This window comes from Capnocytophaga sp. oral taxon 332 str. F0381, assembly GCF_000318275.2.
In the GTDB taxonomy this organism is placed as follows: domain Bacteria; phylum Bacteroidota; class Bacteroidia; order Flavobacteriales; family Flavobacteriaceae; genus Capnocytophaga; species Capnocytophaga bilenii.
Genome location: NZ_KB291304.1, coordinates 1 through 1,242, shown reverse-complemented (window position 1 = coordinate 1,242; position 1,242 = coordinate 1). Strand labels below are relative to the sequence as shown.

Below are 1,242 nucleotides of genomic sequence, written 5' to 3'. Positions count from 1 at the left end.
TAGGAGCGCCAGCAATAACTGCTAATAGCGATACCTTTACGGTAACTAATGGTGCTAATGGAGGCACTGCAGGTAATGTACTTACTAATGACGAGTACAATGGTACAACCAATTTAGTAGGTAATGCATCTGTAACGCTTACTTGGTTAACCGTACCAACAGGTATACAAACTCATACTAATGGCAATCTTACTGTGGCAGCGGGCACCGCTTCAGGTACTTATGCAGTAACCTACAAGCTTTGCGAAAACTTGAATGGCAGCAACTGCTCAATTGCTACTGCTACGATAGTAGTAGGACAAGCAACTATCACAGCTAAAAATAACAACTATGCAATTGCGAATGGAGCTGTAGGAGGTACTACCAGCAATGTATTAGAAAACGATATTTATAACGGTATTACTAACTTAGTAGGCAACGCCTCTATTACCCTTACTTGGAATACAGTGCCAGCAGCTATTCAAACTAATGCAAATGGTACTATCAGTGTACCAGCAGGCACACCATCAGGTGTCTATACGCTTACTTATACTATTTGCGAAAACTTGAACAACGATAACTGTTCAACTGCAACTGTAACTGTAGCAGTAGGAGTTTCGCTTATAGTAGCAGAAGACGATAATGATGACACCTTTAAGATACCTAATGGGGCTAATGGCGGTACTACCAGCAGTGTATTGGCTAACGATACCCTAAATGGAGTAACCCCACCTAATACGACATCTATAACCCTTACTTGGACGAATGTACCAACAGGTATACAAACCCATACTGACGGTACTATCAGTGTACCAGCAGGTACGCCAGCAGGTACATATACTGTAAGCTATCGTATTTGCGAACGCTTGAATGGCAGCAATTGTTCATCAGCAACGGTAACAGTAGTAGTAGGACAGGCTACCCTAACTGCTGTGGATAACACCTTTACGGTAACTAATACCACTACTACCACTACAGATAGCGTACTTAATAACGATAGCTATAACGGTACTACTGGTTTAGTAGGTAATGCTTCTGTAACCCTTACTTGGCTTAATGTGCCAGCAGGTATACAAACTAATACCAATGGAAGCCTAACTATACCAGCAGGCACAGCTTCAGGTACTTATGCAGTAACCTATAGGCTATGCGAAAACTTGAATAGCAGTAATTGTTCAGTAGCTACTGCTACGATAGTAGTGAAGGGTATAGCAACCCCAACGGTTACTCCAACGATAGAAGTAACGGGTGACAGCTATACTC

The 1,242-nt window shown here is 42.1% G+C and carries 1 pseudogene; it reads left to right on the top strand.

Going from position 1 to position 1,242, the window contains the following annotated elements:
* A pseudogene (locus HMPREF9075_RS13490) lies at positions 1-1,242 on the top strand (gliding motility-associated C-terminal domain-containing protein); the annotation flags it as partial.